General features: G+C 73.4%; 21 protein-coding genes. 18 read left to right on the top strand and 3 right to left on the bottom strand.

The window, feature by feature from the left end:
* A partial coding sequence (locus BKE38_RS18590) for an alpha/beta fold hydrolase (RefSeq protein ID WP_083747660.1) occupies positions 1 to 754 on the top strand: 754 nt, incomplete at its 5' end.
* A 98-nt stretch (positions 755 to 852) separates the two neighbouring features.
* Positions 853 to 1983 carry an alpha/beta hydrolase gene (locus tag BKE38_RS18585; RefSeq protein ID WP_076958766.1) on the top strand — a complete coding sequence of 377 codons (1131 nt, stop codon included), beginning with the start codon at positions 853 to 855 and terminating at the stop codon, positions 1981 to 1983.
* A gap of 105 nt (positions 1984 to 2088) precedes the next feature.
* Here the strand turns inward: BKE38_RS18585 and BKE38_RS18580 are convergent, their stop codons facing one another.
* Both BKE38_RS18580 and hemB read right to left on the bottom strand, forming a co-directional pair.
* Complete coding sequence (locus tag BKE38_RS18580) at positions 2089 to 2394, bottom strand: YXWGXW repeat-containing protein (RefSeq protein WP_076958762.1); 306 nt, start codon at positions 2392 to 2394, stop codon at positions 2089 to 2091.
* 104 nt (positions 2395 to 2498) lie between these two features.
* A complete protein-coding gene (gene hemB, locus BKE38_RS18575; RefSeq protein WP_076958761.1) occupies positions 2499 to 3515 on the bottom strand; it encodes a porphobilinogen synthase in 1017 nt (338 codons plus the stop codon).
* 203 nt (positions 3516 to 3718) lie between these two features.
* Here hemB and BKE38_RS18570 point away from each other — a divergent pair, with 203 nt between their 5' ends.
* The 12 genes from BKE38_RS18570 (at position 3719) to thiL (ending at position 13492) form a co-directional block, all read left to right on the top strand.
* Positions 3719 to 4537, top strand: coding sequence for a dienelactone hydrolase family protein (locus BKE38_RS18570; protein WP_076958760.1), 819 nt, complete (start codon positions 3719 to 3721; stop codon positions 4535 to 4537).
* 107 nt (positions 4538 to 4644) lie between these two features.
* Entirely contained in the window at positions 4645 to 5550 is a 906-nt protein-coding gene (locus tag BKE38_RS18565; protein ID WP_076958759.1) for a DMT family transporter, read from the top strand.
* Between the two features lie 156 nt (positions 5551 to 5706).
* Complete coding sequence (rpiB, locus tag BKE38_RS18560; protein WP_076958758.1) at positions 5707 to 6183, top strand: ribose 5-phosphate isomerase B; 477 nt, start codon at positions 5707 to 5709, stop codon at positions 6181 to 6183.
* A 4-nt stretch (positions 6184 to 6187) separates the two neighbouring features.
* Entirely contained in the window at positions 6188 to 7492 is a 1305-nt protein-coding gene (glyA, locus tag BKE38_RS18555; RefSeq protein ID WP_076958757.1) for a serine hydroxymethyltransferase, read from the top strand.
* Positions 7493 to 7517: 25 nt separating this feature from the next.
* Positions 7518 to 7988 carry a transcriptional regulator NrdR gene (nrdR, locus tag BKE38_RS18550; RefSeq protein WP_076958756.1) on the top strand — a complete coding sequence of 157 codons (471 nt, stop codon included), beginning with the start codon at positions 7518 to 7520 and terminating at the stop codon, positions 7986 to 7988.
* A gap of 7 nt (positions 7989 to 7995) precedes the next feature.
* On the top strand, positions 7996 to 8601 hold the full coding sequence (locus BKE38_RS18545) for a GNAT family N-acetyltransferase (RefSeq protein ID WP_076958755.1): 606 nt from the start codon (positions 7996 to 7998) through the stop codon (positions 8599 to 8601).
* Positions 8598 to 9725 (top strand): bifunctional diaminohydroxyphosphoribosylaminopyrimidine deaminase/5-amino-6-(5-phosphoribosylamino)uracil reductase RibD, encoded by a 1128-nt coding sequence (ribD, locus tag BKE38_RS18540; protein WP_076958754.1) that lies wholly within the window; start codon positions 8598 to 8600, stop codon positions 9723 to 9725. Before BKE38_RS18545 ends, ribD begins: the two co-directional genes overlap by 4 nt.
* Before the next feature lies 1 nt (position 9726).
* Entirely contained in the window at positions 9727 to 10329 is a 603-nt protein-coding gene (locus BKE38_RS18535) for a riboflavin synthase (RefSeq protein WP_076958753.1), read from the top strand.
* Positions 10326 to 11450, top strand: a complete 1125-nt coding sequence (gene ribB, locus BKE38_RS18530; RefSeq protein ID WP_076958752.1) for a 3,4-dihydroxy-2-butanone-4-phosphate synthase — start codon at positions 10326 to 10328, stop codon at positions 11448 to 11450. Before BKE38_RS18535 ends, ribB begins: the two co-directional genes overlap by 4 nt.
* The gene (gene ribH / locus BKE38_RS18525; RefSeq protein ID WP_076958751.1) at positions 11447 to 11944 is read left to right on the top strand and encodes a 6,7-dimethyl-8-ribityllumazine synthase; all 498 of its coding nucleotides are present in this window, start codon (positions 11447 to 11449) and stop codon (positions 11942 to 11944) included. The genes ribB and ribH overlap by 4 nt, the downstream gene beginning before the upstream one ends.
* Complete coding sequence (nusB, locus tag BKE38_RS18520; RefSeq protein ID WP_076958750.1) at positions 11941 to 12456, top strand: transcription antitermination factor NusB; 516 nt, start codon at positions 11941 to 11943, stop codon at positions 12454 to 12456. Before ribH ends, nusB begins: the two co-directional genes overlap by 4 nt.
* A gap of 73 nt (positions 12457 to 12529) precedes the next feature.
* The gene (gene thiL, locus BKE38_RS18515; RefSeq protein WP_083747659.1) at positions 12530 to 13492 is read left to right on the top strand and encodes a thiamine-phosphate kinase; all 963 of its coding nucleotides are present in this window, start codon (positions 12530 to 12532) and stop codon (positions 13490 to 13492) included.
* A 122-nt stretch (positions 13493 to 13614) separates the two neighbouring features.
* Here the strand turns inward: thiL and BKE38_RS18510 are convergent, their stop codons facing one another.
* Entirely contained in the window at positions 13615 to 14151 is a 537-nt protein-coding gene (locus tag BKE38_RS18510; protein WP_242662464.1) for an outer membrane protein assembly factor BamE, read from the bottom strand.
* A gap of 148 nt (positions 14152 to 14299) precedes the next feature.
* Here BKE38_RS18510 and BKE38_RS18505 point away from each other — a divergent pair, with 148 nt between their 5' ends.
* From BKE38_RS18505 to BKE38_RS18490, 4 genes are all read left to right on the top strand, one after another.
* Complete coding sequence (locus tag BKE38_RS18505; protein ID WP_076958748.1) at positions 14300 to 14854, top strand: ubiquinol-cytochrome C chaperone family protein; 555 nt, start codon at positions 14300 to 14302, stop codon at positions 14852 to 14854.
* A complete protein-coding gene (locus BKE38_RS18500) occupies positions 14851 to 15390 on the top strand; it encodes a YceD family protein (protein WP_076958747.1) in 540 nt (179 codons plus the stop codon). The genes BKE38_RS18505 and BKE38_RS18500 overlap by 4 nt, the downstream gene beginning before the upstream one ends.
* Positions 15391 to 15571: 181 nt before the next feature.
* On the top strand, positions 15572 to 17296 hold the full coding sequence (locus BKE38_RS18495) for a L,D-transpeptidase family protein (RefSeq protein ID WP_083747656.1): 1725 nt from the start codon (positions 15572 to 15574) through the stop codon (positions 17294 to 17296).
* Entirely contained in the window at positions 17296 to 17895 is a 600-nt protein-coding gene (locus tag BKE38_RS18490) for a YcbK family protein (RefSeq protein WP_076958745.1), read from the top strand. Before BKE38_RS18495 ends, BKE38_RS18490 begins: the two co-directional genes overlap by 1 nt.
* Positions 17896 to 17901: the final 6 nt, after the last annotated feature.

Genomic DNA, 17901 nt, shown 5'->3' with positions numbered 1-17901 from the left:
CGCCTTGCCGGGCCTGCCCCGCACCGGCCGCGGCTTCGACCCGCTGGCCAGGGCGCTGGCCGCCGGGGGCCACCGCGCCCTCTGCCCCGACATGCCCGGCCGCGGGATGTCCTCCTGGCTGGCCGATCCGCGGCTCTATGCCGTGCCGACCTATGTGGCGCTGCTGCAGCCGCTGCTGCGCGGGCTGGGGCGGCCCTATGACCTGGTCGGCACCTCGATGGGCGGGCTGATCGGGCTGGGCCTGGCCAGCCTCCCCGGCCAGTCGCGCCGCCGCGCCAGCCTGCGGCGCCTGGTGCTGAACGATGTCGGCGCCGCCATCCCCGCCGCGGCGCTCGCCCATATCGGCGCCTACCTGGCCGCCACCCCGGATTTCGAGTCGCTCGACGCGGTCGAGGCGCATCTGCGCCGCATCCATGCCGGCTTCGGCGCGCTGACCGACGCGCAATGGCGCCACCTGGCGGCGCATTCCGCGCGCGCCCTGCCGGACGGCCGGCTCGGCCTGCACCACGACCCCGGCATCGGCCGCGCGCTGGGGCCGGCCATCGCCGATGTCAGCCTCTGGCCGCTCTGGGCCGCGCTGCGCCCGCCGGTCCTGCTGCTGCGCGGCGCCGACAGCCCGCTGCTGACCGCCGAGACCGCGGCGCGCATGGCGACGCGTCCCGACACCCGCCTGGTGACCTTCGACGGCTGCGGCCATGCCCCGGCGCTGATGGCGGAAGACCAGATCGCCACCGTGACGCGGTTCCTGCGGTAGCGCGCGATCGCCCGCTGCAAACCCGGAAACCCTTACCGCCAAGAGCACGTTTCCCCGGCACCGCCCGCCGCCTGATGCGGCCGGCCGAGGAGATTTCCATGATCAAGCTGACCCGCCGCGCCGGCCTGATGCTGCCGCTCGGCCTGATGGCCGCCTGCGCCGCCCAGCCCGAGATGCTGCCGCCCGCCGACCCGACCGGCCGCGCCGAGCCGGAGATGCGCGCCCTCCTCGACAGCCTGCAGTCGCTGCGCGGCAAGCCGATCGAGACGCTGAGCCCCGCCGAGGCCCGCCTGCAGCCTGGCATGGCCGATGCGGTGAAGGCGCGGCTGCGCCAGCTCGGCCGGCCGGTCGCGCCGCGCCCGGTGCCGGTGGTGCAGGACATCGAGATCCCGGGCAATGGCGGCCCGCTCGCCGCCCGCGTCTACATCCCCGCCGAGCCGCCGCGCGCCGGCCAGCCCGCCCGCCCGCTGATGCCGCTGATCGTCTACTATCACGGCGGCGGCTTCGTCATCGGCTCGCTCGACGCCTATGACGCCTCGGCCCGCGCCCTGGCGATGGAATCCCAGGCGGTGGTCATCGCCGTCCACTACCGCCAGGCCCCCGAGAACAAGTTCCCGGCGGCGCATGAGGACGCCTATGTCGCCTATCGCTGGGCGCTGCAGAACGCCGCCCAGTTCGGCGCCGACCTGACCCGCGTCGCCGTCGTCGGCGAGAGCGCCGGCGGCAACCTGGCGATCAACGTCGCCATGGCGGCGCGCGAATCCCGCGCCCCCCTGCCGGTCGCCATGGGGCTGATCTACCCGGTGGCGGGCACCGACATGACCACGCCCTCCTACCAGGCGAACGCCAACGCCAAGCCGCTGAACGCGGCGATGATGCGCTGGTTCATGGGCCACTACACCAGCCTGCCGGCCGAGGCGCAGGACACCCGCCTGAACGTCTACGGCCGCGCCGAGCTCACCGGGCTGCCGAAGGCGATCATCATCACCGCCGGCATCGACCCGCTGCAGTCGGACGGCATGCTGCTGGCCCAGCGCCTGCAGGCCAGCGGCGTCTCGGTGGTGGCGCAGGACTACCCGACGGTGACGCACGAGTTCTTCGGCGTCGATCCCACCCTGCTGGCGACCGCCGGCGCGGCGCAGCGCTTCATGGCGGGCGAGCTGCGCTCGGCCTTCGCCCTGCCGGCCCCGGCGGTGGTGGCGCCGGTGGCGACGCGGCGCGGGCGCTAAGCCCCGGCGGCAGGCGGGGGCAGGGGGAAGCGGTTCCCCCTGCGTCCCGGCGCTGTCCCGAGCGGCGGTTCGGCGCCAGGGTCGGCGCCAGGGTCAGCGCCAGGGTCAGCGCCAGTGGCCGGCGATCCAGGTCCAGCGGCCCTCGGCCCAGACCCAGCGGCCATGCTCCCAGACCTCGCCGCGCACCGGGCGCAGGATCCAGCGGCCGCCGATCCATTCATAGGCGCCGCCATGCCAGTGCCAGTGGCCGGGCTGCCAGACATAGCGCTCCGGCATCGGCGGCGGCGGCAGCGGCACCTCGCGGCGCAGCTCCGGCACCGGCGGATAGGGCGGCGGAACCGGCTGGGCGCAGGCGGTGGCGACGGTCAGCCCGGCCACGGCCAGGCCCTGCAGCAGCTTGCGACGGATCATCGGGCAGCTCCTCCTCAAGGCGGGCAATACCTGGTCCTGAAGCTGGGCTGCCGCCCCGCCAAGGCCAAGTGGAGGCCGGATGTCTTCGCCGCAAGCCGCGCCGTTCAGCCCGCCTTCAGCCGCCGCGCCGCCTCGACCGCGAAATAGGTCAGCACGCCGTCGGCGCCGGCCCGCTTGAAGCCCAGCAGGCTTTCCAGCATCGCCTTGTCGTGGTCCAGCCAGCCATTCTGCACGGCCGCCATGATCATCGCGTATTCGCCGCTGACCTGGTAGGCGAAGGTCGGCACGGCGAACTGCTCCTTCACCCGGCGGACGATGTCGAGATAGGGCATGCCCGGCTTGACCATCACCATGTCGGCGCCCTCGGCCAGGTCGAGCGCCACCTCGCGCAGCGCCTCGTCCGAATTGGCCGGGTCCATCTGGTAGGTCTTCTTGTCGCCCTTCAGCGCGCCGCCCGAGCCCACCGCGTCGCGGAACGGGCCGTAGAAGGCGGAGGCGTATTTGGCGGCATAGGACATGATCCGCGTGTGCAGCAGGCCCTGCGCATCCAGCGCGTGGCGGATGGCGCCGACGCGGCCGTCCATCATGTCCGACGGCGCGATCACGTCGATGCCGGCGGCGGCCTGGTTGACCGCCTGGGCCACCAGGATCTCAACGGACTCGTCATTGGCGACATAGCCGTCGCGGATCACCCCGTCATGGCCATGGTCGGTATAGGGGTCGAGCGCCACGTCGCCGACCAGCCCGAGTTCCGGGAACTCCTGCTTCAGGATCCGCGCGGCGCGGCACATCAGGTTCTCGGGGTTCTTCGCCTCGGTCCCTTCGGCGTCCTTCAGCGAGGGCGGCGTCATCGGGAACAGCGCGATCGCCGGGATGCCGAGCTGCGCCGCCGGCGCCACATGCGCCGCCAGCCGGTCCAGCGTCACCCGCTGCACGCCGGGCATCGAGCCGACATCCGTCGTGCTGGCGCTGCCCTCCATGATGAAGATCGGCCAGATCAGGTCGTCCACCGACAGGCGGTTCTCCGCCACCATCCGCCGGGTCCAGGCGTCGTGCCGGTTGCGGCGCGGGCGGATCGTCGGGAAGGCCCCCGTGACGAGGGGGAAGGGAGATTGCGGCATCGGCGGCTCCGGCGGTGGCGAAGCCTGGTCGGGATCGGCCAGGACGGATGCTCCGCGGCGGCCAAGGGCCGCGGAGGGCGCGACCACTCCTGCCACGCGTCCCCCGCCGGAGGGAAGAGGCGGTCTCCGCAAGCCAGCCGCCCATCCGTGGATTGCCGCGATTTCAGCAGCGTCCCGAGGGGCCGGGTGCCACCCTCGGCGCCATGCTGCTTCCCGCTCGCCTGGCGCTGCTGCTCGCCCTGATCCTCCCGGTCGCCGCGGCGCGTGCCGCCGAGCCGCGCCCCGTCACCCTGCCCGGGCCGGGCGGCTTGGCGCTGCAGGCGCTGCTGCTGACCCCCGAGGGCGGCGCCCCCGGCATCCCGGTCATCGCGCTGCACGGCTGTGGCGGCCTCGCCGGCCGCGACGGAAAGACGATCCGCCTCGGCGCGCGGGAGCGCGACTGGGCAGCGCGCCTGCTCGCCGCCGGCCATCCGGTGATCTTCCCGGAAAGCTTCGTCAGTCGCGGGCTGGGCCCGGCCTGCGGGCTGCGCGACTTCCCGGCCGGCGGGGAGGTCCGCGGCGGCGATGCCCTGGCGACGGCGGCCTGGGCCCAGGCGCAGCCCTGGGCGGCGCCGGGCGGGGCGCTGCTGCTCGGCTGGTCGCATGGCGGCAGCACCGTGCTGGCCGCGGCCGCCGCGGCGCCGCCTGGCCTGATCCGCGGCGGCGTCGCCTTCTACCCGGGCTGCGGCCCCTCCCGCCGCGCGCGGGCCGAGGCGCGGATGCCGCTGCTCCTGCTGCTGGGCGCCCGCGACGACTGGACCCCGCCGGCGGCCTGCCACGCCTGGGCGGCGATGCAGCCGGCAGGTCGGGTCGCGCTGCAGGACTTCGCGACCGCCGGCCATGGCTTCGACGCGCCAGGCGAGACGCTGCCGCGGGAGAGAAGCCTGGCGGATGGGCGGCGCGTCACCGTCGGACCCGACCCGGCCGCGCGGGCGGTGGCGATCCCGCGAGCGATGGACTTCCTGGCGACGCTGTCGCGCTGATGCGGCCAGGCCGCTCTCGCGGGATCCCCTTCGCGACGTTCGGGGTCTAGGATGCCGCCCGGGCGGCGCAGCACCGGGCTGATCCCCGCGGGGTGGGAGAGGCCGGCTTGGAGGCGCTGAACACGGAAAACCGGGCGCGGCAGGGCGCGACCGCCGCGGCCGCCATCGGCCTGACGGTGCTGGCGGGGCTGCTCTATGTCCTGGGCTATGCGCTGTCGAAAAGCCTGGTCTCGGACCATGGCCTGAGCCCGCTGCAGGTCACCTTCCTGCGCTGCGGCGTGATCCTGGCGGTGGTGCTGCCGGCGGCGGCCTGGCCGGGCGGCCGGCTGGGCTGGCACCGCCTGCTGCGGCCGGCGCTGGCCTGGCAGCAGCGGGCGGCGGCGGCCACGCTGGTGGTCTCCAACGCGCTGGCGGTGCTGGCCTACAGCCTGCTGCCGGTCACCGCCGCCTCGGCGCTCGGCTTCACCGCGCCGCTGCTGCTCGCCCTGCTCGGCGGGCTGTTCCTGCGCGAGCGGGTCTCGCTCGGCCGCTGGCTCGGCACGCTGACCGGCTTCCTCGGCATGCTGCTGATCGTGCGGCCGGGCGGCGAGGCCAGCCTGCCCGGCATCGCCGCCGCCTTCGCCGGCGCGCTGACCTATGCCGGCTACCAGATCCTGATCCGGCATCTGCGCGCCGTGGCCACCACGCTCGACACCATCATGCAGGTGGCGCTCGTCGGCGTCGTGCTGCTGGCGGTGCCGGTGGCGCTGCACTGGCGCCCGCTCGGCCTGGCGCAGGCCGGGCTGGTGGTGCTGGTGACGGCGATCCAGACCGCGGCGCTGGCCAGCATCGCGGCGGCGCTGCGCCGGGGCGAGGCCTCGCGGCTGGCGCCCTGGCAGTTCTCCGGCCTGCTCTGGGCGATGGCGCTGGATGCGCTGCTGCTGCAGGTGACGCCGGCGCCGGGCAGCCTGCTGGGCGCACTGCTGGTCATCGGCGGCGGCGTTCTGGCCCAGACGCTCAAGCCGCGACGCTGAAGCCGGGCGTCGGCCGGACTGCCGCGACCTGTGGCCGAGGTCACGCTCAGTTCAATGCCCTGACCGGCAACCATTCCGCCCTCGCGGGCCCGGGTTGCGCCCAAGCCGTGGGGGTCCGAGTTCCACCGATCAACAAGGCGTGGTAACGGGGGCGCCATGAACCCGGCCGAAACCCCCATCGCCCTCGGCGCCGACCATGCCGGCGTCGCCCTCAAGGACAGCCTGCGCGCCGCGCTCGAGGCGGCCGGGCATCCCGTCGTCGATTTCGGCACCCATGCCGGCGACAGCTGCGACTATGCCGACTTCGCCCATCCGGTGGCCGAGGCGGTGACCACCGGCCAGGCCCGCTTCGGCGTGCTGGTCTGCGGCAGCGGCATCGGCATGGCGATCACCGCCAACCGGCATCCGGCGGTCCGCGCCGTGGTGGTCCACAACACCACCGAGGCCCGGCTGACCCGCGCGCACAACGACGCCAACATCGCCTGCTTCGGCGCGCGCACCATCGGCGCCGAGGTCGTGCTGGACGCGCTGTCCACCTTCCTCGCGACCCCTTATGAAGGCGGCCGGCACGATCGCCGCATCGCCAAGATGACGCCGCCCGCCCTGGCCGGCGCCCGGCCCCAGGAGGTCTGATCCGATGAACGAGCTGTCCCCCGCGCAACTCGCCACCCGTTTCTTCTCGGCCCCCCTGGACGAGGCCGATGCCGACATCGCGAAGCTGATCGGCCAGGAGCTGGTCCGCCAGCAGGACGGCATCGAGCTGATCGCCTCGGAGAACATCGTCTCCCGCGCGGTGCTGGAGGCCCAAGGGTCCATCCTGACCAACAAGTATGCCGAGGGGCTGCCGGGCAAGCGCTACTACGGCGGCTGCGAGTTCGTCGACGAGATCGAGACGCTGGCCATCGAGCGCGCCAAGGCGCTGTTCGGCGCGGCCTATGCCAATGTGCAGCCGCATTCCGGCGCCCAGGCCAACCAGGCGGTGTTCTTCGCGCTGATGCAGCCGGGCGACACCTTCATGGGCCTGGACCTGGCCGCCGGCGGCCACCTGACGCATGGCTCGCCCGCCAACCAGTCGGGCAAGTGGTTCAAGGTCGCCCCCTACACGGTCGATCGCGAGACCGGCGTGATCGACATGGAGGAAGTGGCCCGCATCGCCCGCGAGAGCCGCCCCAAGGTCATCGTCGCCGGCGGTTCTGCCTACTCGCGCGCCTGGGACTTTGCCCGCTTCCGCGCCATCGCGGACGAGGTCGGCGCCTTCTTCATGGTCGACATGGCGCATTTCGCCGGCCTGGTGGCGGGCGGCGCGCATGAGAGCCCCGTCCCGCACGCCCACGTCACCACCACGACCACGCACAAGACGCTGCGCGGCCCCCGCGGCGGCATGATCCTCACCAACGACGAGGCGCTGGCCAAGAAGATCAACTCGGCGGTCTTCCCCGGCCTGCAGGGCGGTCCGCTGGAGCATGTCATCGCCGCCAAGGCCGTCGCCTTCGGCGAGGCGCTGCGCCCCGACTTCCGCGCCTATGCCCACCAGGTCGTGGCCAATGCCAAGGCGCTCGCCGAGGAGCTGATCGCCCAAGGTGCGGGCATCGTCACCGGCGGCACCGACAACCACCTGATGCTGGTCGACCTGCGCCCGCTGAACCTGACCGGCAAGGCGGCCGAGGCGGCGCTGGGCCGGGCCCACCTGACCTGCAACAAGAACGCCATCCCCTTCGACCCGGCCAAGCCCTTCGTCACCTCGGGCATCCGGCTCGGCACGCCGGCGGGCACCACCCGCGGCCTCGGCGAGGAAGAATTCGGCCAGATCGGCCGGATGATCGGCCGCGTCCTGCTCGGCCTGTCGCGCGCCAACGACCCCGAGGGCAATGCCGCCGTGGAGGCCGAGGTGGCCGCCGAGGTGCATGCCCTCTGCGACCGCTTCCCCGTCTACCGGGCCTGAACGGGCCAGGTCGGGGAAGCCCCGGATGCGCTGTCCCTTCTGCGGCAGCGAGGACACCCAGGTGAAGGACAGCCGCCCCGCCGATGACGGGGCGGCGATCCGCCGCCGGCGGTCCTGCCCCTCCTGCGGCGCGCGCTTCACCACCTTCGAGCGGGTCACCCTGCGCGAGCTGACGGTGGTCAAGTCCGACCAGCGCCGGGTGCCCTTCGACCGCGACAAGCTGTCCCGCTCGATCCGCATCGCGCTGCGCAAGCGCCCCGTCGACGAGGACCGGGTGGAGCGCATCGTCACCGGCATCCAGCGCCGCCTGGAAGCCGAGGGCGAGAGCGAGATCACCAGCCGCACCATCGGCGAGATGGTGATGGATACCTTGAAGGAACTGGACCAGGTGGCCTATGTGCGCTTCGCCTCGGTCTATCGGAACTTCGGTGAAGCCAGTGATTTCAAGGCTTTCCTGGGCTCCCTCGATTTCGGCAACGACCAGGACAAAGGCTGAGCTCAGCGTGGTCAAGCTTTCCCATCCGGCGGCGCTCTCCGCCGGGGTTTCTGCCGTGGCGCTCGCCTCGGTCCGGGCCGAGGCCGGTCTCGTCATCCGTGTCGCGGGCTTCGCCGACCGCCCGGCCCTGGCCGAGCTGTCGGCCGCCGCCTTCGCCCAGGGCGCGGCCGCGCTGCTGCCGGCCGGGCTGCGCCGCGCCGCCGACCCGGCCCGCTTCGCCGCCCTCTTCGCCGAGGCGGAAGGGCAGGGCGCCACCCTGCTGCTGGCCGAGCGCGACGGCCGCGCCCTGGGCTGCATCCTGGCCGAGCCGCCCCCCGCCGCACCCGGCGACGCCGCCCGCCTGACCGGCCTCTGGGTCTTCCCGGGCGCCGCCGGCCAGGGCGTCGGTTCTGCGCTGCTGCGGGAGTTGGAGACCCGGATGACGGCCGCCGGGGCGGGCTCGCTGCGCGTCCGCGTGCCCAGCGGGCATCTGCGCGCGCTCGGCCTGTTCCGCCGCCGCGGCTATGCCATGCAGGCCGCCGGCCGCCGCACCGAGCCGGTGCTGCAGGTCACCCTGCCGCACAGCGTGCTGGCCAAGCCGCTGCTGGCGCATCCGATCCTCGACGCGGCATGACGGCGGCGCCCGGAACCCACGACCCGCTCCAGGACGCGGCGCTGATGCGCGCCGCCCTGGCGCTGGCCGCGCGGGGCCTGGGCAACACCTGGCCGAACCCTTCGGTCGGCTGCGTCATCACCCGCGACGGCGCCGTGGTCGGCCGCGGCTGGACCGCCCCCGGCGGCCGCCCGCATGCCGAGACCGAGGCGCTGAAGCGCGCCGGCCATGCCGCTCGCGGCGCCACCGCCTATGTCACCCTCGAGCCCTGCTGTCATTGGGGCCGCACGCCGCCCTGCACCGATGCGCTGATCGCCGCCGGGGTGACCCGGGTGGTGGTGGCTATGCGCGACCCCGACCCCCGGGTCGATGGCGGCGGCATCGAGAAGCTGCGCGCCGCCGGAATCGAGGTCACCGTCGGCCTGCTGGAGGCCGAGGCGCGCGCGATCAATGCCGGCTTCGTCAAGGTGGCGACACGGAACCTGCCGCTGGTCACGCTGAAGCTGGCCTCGACGCTGGATGGCCGCATCGCCACCCGGACGGGCGAGAGCCAGTGGATCACCGGCCCTGCCGCCCGCCATGCGGCGCATGCGCTGCGCGGCCGGCATGACGCGGTGCTGGTCGGCAGCGGCACGGTGCTGGCCGACGATCCCGAGCTGTCCTGCCGCATTCCCGGCTTCGCCCGCATCCCCACGGTGCGCGTCGTCGCCGATGCCCGGCTGCGCATGCCGGCCACTGCCCGGATGCTCAGGGAAGGGCAGGGGCCGGTCTGGATCGCGACCCGCCCCGGCCATCCGCCGGAAGCCCTGGCCGCCCTGCAGGATGCCGGCGCCACCGTCTTCGAGGTCGCGCCCGACGCCTCTGGCCAGGGGCTCGACGCCGGCGCCCTGCTGCGCGCGCTGGCCGCCCGCGGCCTGACCCGGATCCTGGCCGAGGGCGGGGCGGGCCTGGCCGCCGCGCTGCTGCGCGGCGAAGGGCTGGTCGACCGGCTGGCCTGGTTCCACGCCCCCGCCGTGATCGGCGGCGACGGCCGGCCGGCGCTGGACGCCTTGCCGCTGGAGCTTTTGTCCGCCATGCCCAGATATCGCCGCACCAGCCTGGCGCAGCCGGGCCCCGACCTGCTCAGCGAATTCGAGGCTGCCTGACATGTTCACCGGGATCATCACCGCCACCGGCACCGTCGCCGCGATCGAACCGATCGGCGAGGGCCATGACATGCGCCTGGCGCTGGCCACCCCCCAGGGCTGGCTGCACGGGGCCGAGATCGGCGCCTCCATCGCCTGTTCCGGCTGCTGCCTGACCGTGGTCACGCTGGAGGAGAACCGCTTCACCGTCGAGGTCTCGGCCGAGACGCTGAGCAAGACCACGCTCGACCAGTGGCGCCAGGGCAGCGCCATCAACCTCGAGCGCGCGCTGAAGATGGGCGACGAGATGGGCGGCCATGTCGTCTCCGGCCATGTCGACGGCGTCGCGGAGGTGCTGTCGATCACCCACGAGAACGGCTCGCTTCGCTGCCGCTTCCGCTTGCCGACCGAGCTCGCGCGGTTTGTCGCGCAGAAGGGGTCGGTGACCATCGAAGGCGTCTCGCTGACGGTGAACGAGGTCGAAGGGCTGGATTTCGGCGTCAACCTGATCCCCCATACCGCCGCGGTGACCACCCTCGGCGCGCTGGCCCCCGGCCACCGGGTGAATATCGAGATCGACATGCTGGCGCGCTACGTCGCCCGGCTGCGGGAGTTCCAGGCATGACCATCCAGACGCAGCAGACCTCCTTCGCCGACTTCATCAGCCCCACCGAGGAGCTGCTGGAAGAAGCCCGCCGCGGCCGCATGTTCATCCTGGTCGATGACGAGGACCGCGAGAACGAGGGCGACCTGGTCATCCCGGCGCAGTTCGCGACGCCCGACGCCATCAACTTCATGGCCCGCCACGCGCGCGGCCTGATCTGCCTGGCCATGGCCCGCCCGCGTGTCGAGCAGCTGGGCCTGCCACTGATGGCGCAGAGCAACGGCACCCGGCACCAGACCGCCTTCACCGTCTCGATCGAGGCGCGGGAGGGGGTGACCACCGGCATCTCCGCCGCCGACCGCGCCCGCACCGTCGCCGTCGCCATCAACCCGGAAAGCCGCCGCGACGACATCGTCACCCCGGGCCATGTCTTCCCGCTGGTGGCGCGCGAGGGCGGCACCCTGGTCCGCGCCGGCCATACCGAGGCCGCCGTCGACTTCTCGCGCCTGGCCGGGCTGAACCCCGCCGGCGTGATCTGCGAGATCATGAACGACGACGGCACCATGGCCCGCATGCCGGACCTGGTCGCCTTCGCCCAGCATCACGGCCTGAAGCTCGGCACCATCGCCGACCTGATCGGCCACCGCCGCCGCACCGAGCGGCTGGTCAAGCGCGTCGAGGATTCGCGCCTGGGCGACCTGCCGGGCGGCGAATGGCGCGTCGTCGTCTATGCCAACACCCTCGAATACGGCGAGCATGTCGCGCTGGTGAAGGGCGACCTGGCCCGCCCCGGCCCCGTGCCGGTGCGCATGCATGCGGTGAACCTGTTCACCGACATCGTCGGCACCAGCGGCTCCAGCGAGCTGCACCGCGCCATGAACGCGATCAACGACCTCGGCCGCGGCGTCGTCGTGCTGATCCGCGACGTCAAGGCCACCTCGCTCTCCGAGCGGCTGCGCGCCAGCCGGGCCCGCGGCCCGGGCGCGGAGCTGCGCGACTACGGCATCGGCGCGCAGATCCTGGCCGATCTCGGCGTGCGCGAGATGCTGCTGCTGACCAACCACCCCAAGGCCATTGTCGGGCTGGAAGGCTACGGGCTGACCGTGGCCGAGACCCGCCCCATCGAGGAAGGCGCCGCATGAGCACCGCCGACGCGCCGGAACGCGCGATCCCCACCATCCCCGGCCGCCCGCCGCGCATCCTGCTGATCCAGGCCCCCTATTACGAGGCGGTCGTGGGCGGCATGCGCCGCGGCGCCGAGAAGATCCTGACCCAGATCGGCGCCAGCATGGACGTCGTCGACGTCGCCGGCGCCTATGAGCTGCCGGCCGCCCTGCGCATGGCGATCCGCCGCTCGGCCGAGGCCGGCACCATCACCTGGGACGGTTTTCTCCTTCTCGGCTGCGTGGTGAAGGGCGAGACCGACCACTACCAGTTCATCTGCGACGCCGTCTGCCAGGGCGTCATGGACATCAGCAGCGAGACCGGCGTGCCGCTGGGCTTCGGCCTGCTGACCGTCGAGAACCTGGCCCAGGCCGAGGCGCGCAGCGCCGACGACCACCACAACAAGGGCGGCGAGGCGGTGCAGGCCGTGCTGCAGCAGATCATCCTCGCGCGCCGCTGGGGCCTGGCATGAGCGACACTCCGAAGGGCGCGCCGAAGAAGCCCGCCCCCAAGCAGAACATGGCCGGCCGGCCGCGCACCGGGTCGCGCGTCGCCGCCATCCAGGCGCTGTTCCAGTCCGACATCAACGGCGAGGCCGCCGAGACCGTGCTGGACCAGTTCATCCGCTACCGCATCGGCCCCGATGCCGGCGGCTTCGAGGATGGCCGCGTCCCCCAGGCCGACGTGCCGCTCTTCACCAAGGTCGTCCGCGGCGTGGCCACCCAGGGCGACAGCCTGGACGCCATCCTGCAGGGCCACCTGCAGGGCGAATGGACGGTGGCGCGGCTCGACCCGGTGCTGCGCGCGCTGCTGCGGGCTGCGGCTTATGAGCTGTCCGCCGGCAGCGAGCCGCCGGCCCGCGTCGTCATCAACGAATACATGGACATCGCCCACGGCTTCTTCTCCGGGGAAGAGCCGCGCTTCGCCAACGGCGTGCTCGACGCCATGGCGCGGTCGCTGCGGGCGCCGGAGTTCCAGAAGTAAAGCAAGGCTGGGGGAATGAATTCCCCCAGACCCCCTTCTTTTTTCTGTCAGAAAGGGCAAGGAAGCGATGGCCATGACGCTTCCTGCCGAATTCTCCCTCATCGCACGACATTTCGCGCCACTCGCCGCCCCAGGCTCCCTCGGGCTGACTGACGACGCCGCGGTGCTGACGCCGCCCCCAGGGCGTGAGCTGGTCCTCGCGGCCGACGCCATGGTCGCGGGCGTGCATTTCCTGCTGGACGACCCGGCCGAGACCATCGGGCGCAAGCTGCTGCGCAGCAACCTGTCCGACCTGGCCGCCATGGGCGCCACCCCGCTTGCCTATCTCCTGACCGTCGGCCTGCCGCGCGGCACCCCCGACGCCTGGATTGCAGCCTTCGCCGCCGGCCTGGCGCTGGACCAGCAGGAATTCGGCCTCGGCGTGCTGGGCGGCGACACCGTCTCGACGCCCGGCCCCATCCACCTGTCGCTGACCATCCTGGGCCATGTCGCCCCCGGCACCGCGCTGACGCGCGGTGGTGCCCGGCCGGGCGACGAGATCTGGGTCTCGGGCAGCATCGGCGACGGCTATCTGGGCCTGGCCGTGCTGCAGGGGCGGCTGCCGATGGACGCCTATCTCGCCGACCGCTACCGGCTGCCGCAGCCGCGCCTGGCGCTGGGCCTCGGCCTGGTCGGGCTGGCGCGCGCCGCGATGGACGTGTCGGACGGGTTGCTGCAGGACCTCGGCCATCTCTGCCGCGCTAGCGGTTGCACCGCGCGGATCGAGGCTGCGGCCGTGCCGCTGTCGGCCCCTGCCACGGCGCTGGTCGCGGCGGATGTGTCGCTCCGGCAGAAGCTGATCACCGGCGGCGACGATTACGAGCTGCTGTTCGCCGCGCCGCCGGAGGCCGGGTCCGCCATCGAGGCGCGCGCCCTCGAGGCTGGTGTCGCGGTCACCCGCATCGGCCGCTTCGCCGCGGGCGAGCCGGCGGTCGTGGTGGTGGACGCGGCGGGTGTCGAGCGACCGGCCGGGCCGGGTGGCTGGAGCCACTTCTGATATGAAAACAGCGCGCCCTGGAAGGTCGCGCTGGGGCTGGGCTGGCTCGGGTGCAGTCCTTACCTGGGCACGGCATTCAGACAGGAAAAAGAAGGGGTCCAGGGGAATTCATTCCCTGGCCTTTACCGCCCCGGACCGCCGCCCGGACCGGCATCCTGGGCGGTGAGCCCGCCGGCGCCGACGCGGCCGATATTGCCGAACAGGGCCTGCAGCACGGTGCGCTCGGTGCCCGGCACCGGCGTGGTGCGGTCGACCATGCCGACATCGGTCCGCATGTCGCCCTCGCCGAGCTCGCGCACCTGGCGCAGGGTGCCGCCGTCGTCGAAGGTCATGACCACGACGCGCTGGTTCTCGACCGCGCCGTGGCTGCCGGGGCGCAGGCGGGTGGTCGAGCTGATATAGTACCAGTGGTTGCGGTCGAAGGTGCCGGTGGCGCTGGGCGGGCCCAGCAGCGCCTGCACGTCGGCCTGGGTCTGCACGCCGGGCGAGAGCTGGGCGAGCAGGTCGGCATCGGCCTTGTTGCCGCGCTGCACCGGCGGCGCCTCGAAGACCGAGCAGCCGGCGGCGGGCAGCGCCAGGGCGAGGGCGAGCAGCGCCGCCCGGGCGCGGCTGCGCGTCGGCCGGCGGTTCAGCTTGGCTCGGTTGGTGTCGCTGGTCACGGGCGCCCTGATTCCTCTTGGCCAGGCCCCGCGCGCCGTCGGATTGACCGGCGCGGGGATGCAGTCCATCTGCATGCCCGATTGCCACCGCCCCGCACCGGGGTCAACCGGCGCCTGCATGCGCCGCCATTGGGGAGCCGTTCCGACCATGGCCTTGTTCGGCCTGTTCCGCCGCCGGCCGCATGAACGGACGGGCTTCGAGCTTTATGGCGCCGCCGTGCGCGCCGCCCGCCACCCGGCCTTCTTCGCGCGGCTGGGCGTGCCCGACACGCTCGACGGGCGCTTCGACCTGATCGGGCTGCATGTGGCGCTGCTGATCCGCCGGCTGCACCGCGACCCGGATGCGCGCGGCGCGGCCCTGGCGCAGGCGGTGTTCGACGCCATGTTCGCCGACATGGATTTCAACCTGCGGGAGATGGGGGTGGGCGACATGTCCATCGCCCGCCGGGTGAAGACCATGTGGGAGGCGTTCCACGGCCGCGCCCAGGCCTATGAGGCGCCGCTCGCGGCGGGCGACCGCGCGGCGCTGGCCGATGCCCTGGCCCGCAACGTCTGGCGCGGCGCGCTGCCGGAGGGGGCGGCCGAGCCGGTCGCCCTGGCGGCGCTGGCCTTTTCCACGGATGCCCTGCTGGCGCAGCAGGGGATGCCCCAATTCCTGGCTGGCGAGGCCCGCTTTGCCGCCCCCGAGGACGCTTCGTCATGACGACCCCTGATCCGGTCCTGGAATTCTCCCGCACCCTGCCCTGGGGCGCCATCGGCCCCGAGGGGCGCCGCCAGGCCTGGACCGCGACGGCCGCCGAATGCGCGGCCCTGGCCCGGCGCTTCGACATCCCGGCGATCCACGACTTCGCCGTCGAGCTGCAGCTGGAGCATGAGCGCGGCGGCACCATCCGCTGCCGCGGCCGGCTGTTGGCGCATGTGGTGCAGAGCTGCGTGGTCACGCTGGAGCCGGTGGAGCAGGCGGTGGAGGAGGCGGTCGACCTGCGCATCCTGCCGCCCGGGCGCCTGCCGGCCGACGATCCGGAGGGTCCGGACGAGATCGAGACCGAGCGCGGCAGCATCGAGCTGGGCGAGCCGCTGGCCGAGCAGCTCTCGCTGGCGCTCGATCCGTATCCGCGCGCCCCCGGCGCCGTGCTGCCGGAGGCCGATCTCGAGGAGGATGAGGAGGCGCCCGAAGCGGAGGCGCCGGCCCGCCCCAATCCCTTCGCCGTGCTGAAGGGTGGCCGGAAGGACCCGTAGGCGTCAGCCCGGCCGGTTCCGCCGGCCGGGCTTTTTTGTGCGCCGCAGCATGAGCCTCTCGTCAAGCCTCCGTTGGCCGCCTCAGAAAGGCAACGTTAACCCTTTCAAGCCTGTCCACCGGCGCGTAACAACGGTGTATCAAGACTGGCGGGGGCGGACGGCCCCCTGTTATGGAGGCGTCATGCGCCGCAGAGACCTGTCCGCTTTGGTGATCGCCCTTGGCCTGCCGGCGCTGGGCCTGCCAGCTCTGAGCTCGCGGGCCCTGGCCGCGGCGCCGGTGCCGGCGACGACCGCCCAGCCGAACTGGGAGGCGCTGCTGCGGCTGGCCGCCCGGCTGCGGGCGCTGGATGCGGACGGGCTGACGCCGCGCTACTACGATATCCCCGAGGATGCCCGGGCCGCTTCCGATCCGAACGGCTATGTCGCCGCGCTCTACGCCTCGGCGATGGCGGCGATGACCGACCTGCTGCAGGGCCGGGTGCAGGAGGTGGCAGGCCGTCCCGACATCCGCCGCGACCTGACCGCCCAGCCGGTCGCGCAGTGGCAGGCCGCCCTCTATGGCAGCGCCGAGCCGGCCGAGGTGATCGAGCGCGCCGCCCTGCTGCCGGCCGACATGCCGGCGCTGCGCCTGGCGCTGCAGGCCGCCCGCGCCCGCGTCGAAGCCGGCGGCTGGCCCAGCATTCCCGCCGGCGTCGGCACGCTGGACCCCGGCATGGAGGATGCCCTCCGCATCCCCGCGCTGCGCGGCCGCATCGCCGCCGACGACCGGGAGCTCGCCGCCGCCATCGCCGCGGCGCCGGAGATGGCGCAGGCGCCGCTCTACGACGCGCCGCTGGAGGCCGCGGTGCGCCGCTGGCAGATGGCGAACGCGCTGGAGTCGGATGGCCGCGTCGGGCCGGCCACCCAGCGCCTGCTGAACCGCCCGGCCGAGGCCTGGCTGGGCCAGATCCGCGTGGCGATGGACCTGCGCCGCGGCCAGGGCGCCCCGGCCCCGGGCCGCCGCATCGAGGTCAATATCCCCGAATTCCGCCTGCGGGTGATGGAAGGCAGCCGCCAGACCATGAGCATGGCGGTGGTGGTGGGCAAGCAGGCCCGCGCCACCCCGCCGCTGGCCGTGCGCATGACGGCGGTGCAGTTCAACCCGCCTTGGGGCGTGCCCGAGCGCAATGCGCGCGAGGACCTGCTGCCGAAGTTCCGCCGCGACCCGCGCGCCATGATGGAGAAGGGCTTTCGCCTGTTCACCACCGTCGGCGGCGAGCGGGTGGAGGTCGATCCGACCACCATCGACTGGTCCAGCCTGAACGCCCGCAATTTTCCTTACTACGTCCGGCAGGATGCCAGCGACGTCAGCGCGCTGGGGCGGCTGAAATTCGTCATGCCGAATGGCGACGACATCTATCTGCACGACACGCCGGACCGGCATCTCTTCGGCCGCGCCGACCGCGCGCTGTCCTCCGGCTGCATCCGGCTGAGCCAGCCGATGGAGCTGCTGGAGCTGGTGCTGGACGGCGTCCCCGGCTGGGACCGGGCGCGGGCACAGCGCGCGCTGGACAGCCGGCAGACCAGCTTCGTCGGCCTGCCGCGCACCATCCCGGTGCGGCTGGCCTATAGTTCCGTCGTGGTGGAGCAGGGCAGGGTCCGTATCCACCAGGACATCTACGGGCTGGACGCGGCCTATCAGCGCCTGCTCGACCAGCGCCGCCCGGTGCCGGCGATGGCGCCCGCCGCGCCCGCCAGCGGCAACACGCCGGTGGCGCGCAGCACGTCCCGCCCCGACGCCGCCCGCACGCCGCAGCCGGCCCGCGCCGCGACGCCGGCCGCCAACCCCACGCCCGTGCGCGCCGAGGGCACCTCGGCCCGCGCCCAGGCGGCCCCCCTCGCCACACCGGGTACGACGATCGAGTGATGCTGTTCCGACGCTTCGCCGCTCCCCGCCACACCGCTGGCGACTGCCCCTGCTGCGACCCGGCCATGGCCGGGCGGCGGGAGGTGATCGCGGCGGGCCTCGGCCTGCTGGCCTGCGCCGCCGTGCCGGGATCGGCGCGCGCCGTCACCCTGCCGCCGGTGCGCAGCATCAAGGTGGAGCGCAGCTACACCGAGGACAGCTTCGACGGCGTCTATTTCCGCGACGGCCGCTACGACCGCGAGGCGCTGCACAAGCTGGACCTGGTGTTCCGCGATCTCTCGGCCTCCGAGGTGACGCCGATGGACCCGCGGCTGTTCGACGTGCTGAGCGCGGTGGCGACGCGGCTCGAGACCACCGAGGCCTTCGTCATCTCCAGCGGCTACCGCACGCCAGAGCACAATGCCCGCAACGTGCGGCGGCGCGGCGGCGCCTCCACCGTGTCGCTGCACATGTCGGGCATGGCGGCCGATTTCCGCCTGCCCGGGCGCGACCCCTATGGCGTGGCGCGGACGGCGGCGCAGATGCAGGTGGGCGGTGTCGGCCTCTACCGCCGCGAGGGTTTCGTCCATCTCGACTGCGGGCCGCCGCGGCGCTGGTGACGGGAA

This window comes from Teichococcus deserti, assembly GCF_001982615.1.
GTDB classification, from domain to species: domain Bacteria; phylum Pseudomonadota; class Alphaproteobacteria; order Acetobacterales; family Acetobacteraceae; genus Pseudoroseomonas; species Pseudoroseomonas deserti.
The sequence above is the reverse complement of the archived record's forward strand: the minus strand, read 5'-3'. Positions and strand labels throughout refer to the sequence as shown.